General features: G+C 46.7%; 8 protein-coding genes and 1 pseudogene. 6 read left to right on the top strand and 3 right to left on the bottom strand.

The window, feature by feature from the left end:
• Nucleotides 1-227: pseudogene (locus B5D50_RS01985) on the bottom strand (hypothetical protein); the annotation flags it as partial.
• 119 nt (nucleotides 228-346) lie between these two features.
• On the opposite strand from B5D50_RS01985, the gene B5D50_RS01980 reads away from it, so the two are divergent.
• Nucleotides 347-1,057 (top strand): pseudouridine synthase, encoded by a 711-nt coding sequence (locus B5D50_RS01980; RefSeq protein WP_234975765.1) that lies wholly within the window; start codon nucleotides 347-349, stop codon nucleotides 1,055-1,057.
• Nucleotides 1,058-1,205: 148 nt separating this feature from the next.
• Nucleotides 1,206-1,613, top strand: coding sequence for a DUF11 domain-containing protein (locus B5D50_RS01975; RefSeq protein WP_078920892.1), 408 nt, complete (start codon nucleotides 1,206-1,208; stop codon nucleotides 1,611-1,613).
• On the opposite strand, the gene gmk is transcribed toward B5D50_RS01975, so the two are convergent.
• Complete coding sequence (gene gmk, locus B5D50_RS01970; RefSeq protein WP_078920891.1) at nucleotides 1,614-2,228, bottom strand: guanylate kinase; 615 nt, start codon at nucleotides 2,226-2,228, stop codon at nucleotides 1,614-1,616.
• Nucleotides 2,229-2,383: 155 nt separating this feature from the next.
• On the opposite strand from gmk, the gene gloB reads away from it, so the two are divergent.
• Nucleotides 2,384-3,163 carry a hydroxyacylglutathione hydrolase gene (gene gloB / locus B5D50_RS01965; RefSeq protein WP_078920890.1) on the top strand — a complete coding sequence of 260 codons (780 nt, stop codon included), beginning with the start codon at nucleotides 2,384-2,386 and terminating at the stop codon, nucleotides 3,161-3,163.
• Nucleotides 3,164-3,197: 34 nt separating this feature from the next.
• Here gloB and orn read toward each other — a convergent pair whose 3' ends face one another.
• Entirely contained in the window at nucleotides 3,198-3,743 is a 546-nt protein-coding gene (orn, locus tag B5D50_RS01960) for an oligoribonuclease (RefSeq protein WP_078920889.1), read from the bottom strand.
• 96 nt (nucleotides 3,744-3,839) lie between these two features.
• Between orn and B5D50_RS01955 the strand changes: the two genes are divergently transcribed.
• Genes B5D50_RS01955 through rsgA form a run of 3 tightly spaced genes read left to right on the top strand, consistent with a single transcriptional unit; the run spans nucleotide 3,840 to nucleotide 6,353 of the window.
• Nucleotides 3,840-5,081, top strand: a complete 1,242-nt coding sequence (locus B5D50_RS01955; RefSeq protein WP_078920888.1) for a M48 family metallopeptidase — start codon at nucleotides 3,840-3,842, stop codon at nucleotides 5,079-5,081.
• Between the two features lie 12 nt (nucleotides 5,082-5,093).
• Nucleotides 5,094-5,402 carry a hypothetical protein gene (locus B5D50_RS01950; protein WP_234975764.1) on the top strand — a complete coding sequence of 103 codons (309 nt, stop codon included), beginning with the start codon at nucleotides 5,094-5,096 and terminating at the stop codon, nucleotides 5,400-5,402.
• 54 nt (nucleotides 5,403-5,456) lie between these two features.
• On the top strand, nucleotides 5,457-6,353 hold the full coding sequence (gene rsgA / locus B5D50_RS01945) for a ribosome small subunit-dependent GTPase A (protein ID WP_078920887.1): 897 nt from the start codon (nucleotides 5,457-5,459) through the stop codon (nucleotides 6,351-6,353).
• The last annotated feature ends 6 nt before the right edge of the window (nucleotides 6,354-6,359 follow it).

The raw sequence follows: 6,359 nt of genomic DNA, 5'->3' as shown, positions 1-6,359 counted from the left end.
TGGGCAATATCATTGTAGTCAAAGAACACTTGGCTAAAAAAACGTTGCATCCGTCGATAGCGAGAGGCAATTTCTGTATCGCTGTCTATATGCACGGCCAACAAGCTCAGATTCATTTGACGCGCATTCAGCAGCGCCAGCAGCATTGATACAAAACAATCCAGACGGGGCTTGCCCCAACCTAAATAGGCTTTTAAACTGTCTCTCAGTCCATCGCTCAGATCCATTTCGCTCTCCTGTGTGGTAACTAGAGAGTAAAACATAGGGGCGATGGACTTTCATCTTTATAGGTAGTCAACTCACTAAATCAATGGGTTAAATGTTTTGTCGTGTACAGAGAGTTTTGATGTATCACAAAAAAGCGGGTGAGATGTGTACGCGCCATGATCCTGAAGGTCGCCCGACGGTTTTTGATAATTTGCCACATTTACGCCAAGGTCGTTGGATTATGATTGGGCGTTTGGATGTGAATACCGATGGTCTATTGCTGTTCACTACCGATGGCGAGCTGGCGAATAAGCTGATGCATCCTTCCTCTGAGGTTGAGCGTGAATATGCGACTCGCGTTTTAGGTGAGGTCGATGCGGATATGTTGCACCGCTTGCAAACGGGTGTACAACTGGAGGATGGACCAGCACAGTTCCTAAGAATCCTCGAAGGCGGTGGCGAAGGGGCGAATCATTGGTATCATGTGGTGCTCGCAGAAGGGCGCAATCGTGAAGTCCGCCGCTTGTGGGAATCACAAGGCGTGAGAGTGAGCCGTTTAATTCGTATCCGTTATGGTTTTCTCAGCTTGCCACGCTCTTTACGTGGGGGGCATTATGAAGAGTTGGATGTGAAAACCATGCGTCGGTTATACGAATCAGTGGGCCTGAGTTTTGAAGAACTTACCCCGCCCGAATCGACGCGAGTAGCGGCGTATCGCCCGAGTCTGAAAGACCAGGATCAGCCACGGGCGGCTCATCCGTATGAAAAATCACGTCCATCCGCTAAAAAAACACCAGCGGGCGCTAAACCTCCGCGAGCCACTCGTAAAGATTTCCGTCCTAACAAATAGCGGGGTTAACAGGTTAACAGTTAATCGCTGTCAACTCAGTGTGCACTCAAGTTTAGCGGTGATTTACAACGGCTAATCTAGAGCACGCTATCGGTGACTTGAGTTTCCTTTCATGCTGGCTCTCACGCTGTTTGATTGAGGGCTGGTGATGTTGAAACCTATCTTAGGCTGTTTATGCTTATTCATGGCAAGTGTTGAAGCTATGGCTCAACCCGCGTTGCAGTTAGAGCTAAGCCAACAACTCGATGCTGATTGCCAAGGCAGGCAATTAATGACTGCCTCTATGGCTGAGCCGGGGCAATGTATTCGTTATCAATTGACACTCACGAATCTAGGTAGTACGGCAGCTGAAAGCGTCAAGCTCAAGCTACCCATACCGAAGAATACGCTATTGAAACAGCAGTTAAGCCTGACCGCTGGTAGTATCAACTTACCAGCAATACAGCTGCTGCCAGCGACTAACAACACGGGAGGTGAATCAAGACTTGAGGCTCAACTGGATAAGCTCGAAGCGCAGCAACAAGTCGTCCTGCAATACAGTGTGCAGGTACTTTAATCAGGTTAATAAAGCGCTCAGTAGTGCGGCATGATGTTGGCGCTGACGGGCAAGCCGTAAGCGTTCGCTTCGAAAAATCGCCAACAAATCTGCTAAAGCCTCCGCAAAGTCATCATTAATGATCACATAGTCATATTCAGGGTAGTGGGAGATTTCCTTGCAGGCCTCGCGCATTCGGCGTTGGATGGTGTCTTCGCTATCTTGTTGACGCTGCCGCAGGCGCTCTTCGAGTGCGGCTCGACTCGGCGGGAGGATGAAAATACTGATCACTGCTGCCGTTTGTTTGCGTACCTGTTGGGCACCTTGCCAATCAATTTCTAAAATCACATCTTTGCCTGCGGTTAAGAGAGCTTCGACCGTGGTTTTAGAGCTGCCATAGTAGTTGTCAAAAACGTGCGCGTATTCTAAAAACAGCCCTTGTTCAATCGCTTGTTTAAACGCATCAACACTTACAAACTGATAGTGTTGACCGTCTATTTCACCGGGGCGAGGAGCACGGGTGGTATGGGATACCGAAATAGTTAAATAGTTTAGTTGCTGACGCAGCTGACTCAACAGACTGGTTTTTCCAGCACCTGAAGGGGCGGAAACGATATATAACTGACCTTGCTTCATGGCTGAACTCCTAATCAAACGACAGCTGAGAGCTTGAAAAAAACTAAATTGCAATCTATGGACTAGTAAAATCGCACAGATGCGAGTATAGAAACTGGGGAGCGTCATTCTAGTCAAAACTCAAAGAATGCAAAAGCCAGCGAGGTAACTGAACGATGATTCAAGTGATTAACATACCAGCCTTTGCCGATAATTATATTTGGCTGATTACGAACGAAGAACGTAAATTTGGGGTCATTGTCGACCCCGGTGATGCTGAACCGGTCTTAGCCGAGCTGGCGCAACGGCAGATTGAGCCATTGGCTTTGCTGATTACCCATCATCATCGGGATCATGTGGGGGGGATAGCTAAGCTGTTGGAGGTTTATCCACATTTAATGGTCTATGGCCCAGCTCATGAAACCATTCCCCATCGGACGCATCCTTTGCAGGATGGCGATACGGTGGAGTTAGCCGAATTAAAAGCCAGCTTCCAAGTGCTAGATGTCTCCGGTCATACGGCAGGGCATATTGCCTATTATGGTGAGGAGAGCTTGTTCTGTGGGGATACGATCTTTGGTTGTGGCTGTGGACGGGTGTTTGATGGCAGTTTGGATCAATTGCATGCTGCTTTGCAGCGCTTAGCTAAATTGCCGGCTTCAACCCTAGTGTACTGCGCTCATGAATATACGATTGATAATATTGGTTTTGCTAAATGGGTGGAGCCAGATAATCAAGATTTAGATCTACGCTTGGAGGAGTGCTGGCAATTGCGGGAGGCAGGGCGAGCAACCGTACCCTTTAGTTTAGGGAATGAGTTCATCACCAACCCCTTTTTGCGCACGCATATCCCTGAAGTCATTGCCAAAGCAGAGAAAGTCGCTGGGCGTGAATTGCAGACTCAGGCCGAAATTTTTGCGACTTTACGCATTTGGAAAGATACGGAATACGACTGATAAGCCAAGTACGACGGCGCAGTGGTTGACTGCCTTATAGGCTAATAAAGTGTTGGCGATAGAATTTTAGTTCATTAATCGAATCATAAATATCGTCCAGCGCTAAATGGCGAGAATCTTTGCTATACAGCTCTAAAATGCTAGGTTTCCAGCGTTTAGCGAGTTCTTTTACCGTGCTCACGTCCAAATTGCGATAATGGAAAAACTGCTCTAACTCGGGCATTAGACGCGCTAAAAAACGTCGATCTTGGCAGATACTATTGCCACACATCGGCGAAACACCCGCAGGTACCTGCTCCTTAAGGAAATCGAGGGTGGCTTGTTCGGCTTGGGCTGCTGTCCATTGGCTAGCAAGCACCCGCTGAATTAACCCTGAGCCACCATGCTGCTTTTGATTCCACTCATCCATTTGTGCCATTCTTGCCTCTGTTTGGTGGAGTGCAATCACTGGGCCTTCGGCGAGAATATTTAGATCCTTATCCGTGACTACGGTGGCTATTTCAATAATGAGATCATTGACAGTATCTAGACCGGTCATTTCTAAGTCGATCCAGATCAGATTATCCTGATGGGCAGTCATGTGTTGTTATACTCGGTTACTTGAAAAATGAGCTAATGAGCAGATATTTACCTGAATCTTGCTAGTGAGTTCAAGTACTAATTACGGAAGAGTCTGATGCAAAGTTTTACCTTGATTTTTTTAGTGTTTTTATTCGCGTCAACGGTGGTGCAAATTTGGCTGTCCTTGCGTCAAAAGCAAGCCGTACAAAGCCATCGTTCAGCAGTGCCCGCTGCCTTTGTCGATAAGGTAAGTTTAGCCGAACATCAAAAGGCGGCTGATTATACCTTGGCTAAAGGACGGTTTGGGCGTCTTCAAATAATCCTAGGGGTGCTGGTGTTGTTGGCTTGGACTTTAGGCGGTGGTTTAGACTGGCTGGATCAAGTGTGGCGTAGTCTCGGCTGGGGGGCTTTATGGACAGGCACAGCGGTTATCTTAAGTATGACCTTGATTTCCAGCTTAATTGATCTACCTTCCTCACTTTACAGCACTTTTGTCTTGGAAGAGCGCTTTGGTTTCAATAAAACTACGTTCAAAACCTTTTTAGTGGATCTGCTTAAAGGCAGCGCTTTAGGTTTAGTGATCGGTGTACCACTGATTTTATTTGTGCTGTGGTTGATGGAATCAGCAGGTAGTGCGTGGTGGCTGTATGCTTGGGCCGGTTTGACCATTTTTTCTCTAGTGATGACGTGGGCTTATCCTAAGTTTATTGCCCCATTATTTAATAAATTTCAGCCACTGGAAGAGGGTGAAGTCGCTAGCCGGATTCATGCCTTATTAGAGCGCACGGGTTTTAATAGCCAAGGTGTGTTTGTGATGGATGGCTCGCGGCGCTCGGCGCATGGCAACGCTTATTTCACCGGCTTTGGCAAAAATAAGCGGATTGTATTCTTTGATACTTTATTGAAGCATTTAACACCCTCACAAATTGAAGCAGTGCTAGCGCATGAGTTAGGGCATTTTAAGCGTAAGCATATTGTAAAAGGTATGGTTTTGTCGGTACTGATGACCTTAATCGGTTTTGGCGTTTTGGCATGGTTAATGCGAGAGCCTTGGTTTTATAGCAGCTTAGGGATCTCTGAACCCTCGACATATATGGCTCTGATCCTGTTTATGATCGTTAGTCCGGTATTTACTTTCTTTATCAGTCCGATTTTGGCACGGTTATCCCGTAAGCATGAGTTTGAAGCCGATGAGTTTGCTGCACAACAATCGAGCGCTACGGAACTCATTGCTGCTTTAGTGGGTCTTTACAGAGAAAATGCCAGTACTTTAACACCTGATCCGCTGCACTCGGCATTTTATGATTCGCATCCTCCGGCTGCGATCCGTATCGCCCATTTACAAAAACAGACTTAAACGAGGATAACCATGAAATCCATCGCGTTATGCACTGCTGGTTTAGTGCTCAGTATGTCCGCTCACGCCGCTGCACCTGATCCGATTAATGGTAAGCGCTTATTTGAGCAGTCACGTTGTATGAGTTGTCACACGGCTGAGTCTTTTACGAGTCCGACGCGAAAAGTTAAAAATTACGCTGCACTTGACAGTCAAGTGCGGCGTTGTGATGCTAATCTCAGCACCAATTGGTTTGATGATCAAATTTTAGATGTTGTCTCTTACTTAAATCAAATGTATTACAAATTCCCCGCGCCCACGTTAACGCCTCCGAAGCCTTAGTCACATTAATAGTTTCAGTTCGCTTTCTGGCAGTTTTCCTTCACAATAAGCACTATGACAAAAACTGCACAGGATATTGGTCGAGTCATCACCCGTTATGGGGCTGAACTCATCTTAGAAACCGCCAGTGGTGAGCAACTGCGCTGTACCACTCGGCGCAAATTAGAACATGTGGCCTGCGGCGATTATGTTCGTTGGCAAGTCGAACCGCAGGGTAACGCCAGTGTCTTAGCGATTTTGCCTCGAAAAAATGTTTTAGAGCGCCCTGATTTTCGCGGTAAATTACGTGCTGTCGCTGCGAATATTGATATTCTGTTAGTGGTGAGTAGCTGGCGTCCTGAGCCGAACTGGGAAATGCTGGATCGTTATTTAGTGGCGGCGCATTTATTGCCGGCTGAAGTTTTAATTGTTTTTAATAAAGCTGATTTACGGGATCGGTATCATCATCCTGAACAGGAGGCTTGTTTACGCGAATATTTTGAGATTGGCTATCCGATTGTGCATACTCAAGCAGTGGATGGCAACGGTTTGGCAGAAATCGTAGAGGCGATTCAAGGTAAAACGGCTATTTTTGCAGGGCAATCCGGGGTAGGGAAATCCTCACTGATTAGTCAAATGCTTCCTGAGCAAGTGATTCGAGTTGGGGCTATCGGTGAGACCGGCGAGGGCCGACATACGACAACGGTATCGAGTTTGTATCAGTTAGCAGGGCAAGCTAGTTTGATTGACTCGCCGGGCGTGCGGGATTTTCCGCTACCAAAATTAACCATCAATCAATTACAAGCAGGTTATCCCGAATTTACTCGCTTTGCGGGTGAGTGTCGGTTTAATAATTGTACGCATCAACATGAGCCAAGTTGTGCTATAAAAGCGGCTTTGGCAGCGGGTGAGCTTCCCCCGCGTCGTTACCAGCGTTATTTGACCTTATTAAAAAGCCAAAGTAATAACTAATTTAAA

Source organism: Thiothrix eikelboomii (assembly GCF_900167255.1).
Lineage (GTDB): Bacteria > Pseudomonadota > Gammaproteobacteria > Thiotrichales > Thiotrichaceae > Thiolinea > Thiolinea eikelboomii.
The sequence above is the reverse complement of the archived record's forward strand: the minus strand, read 5'-3'. Positions and strand labels throughout refer to the sequence as shown.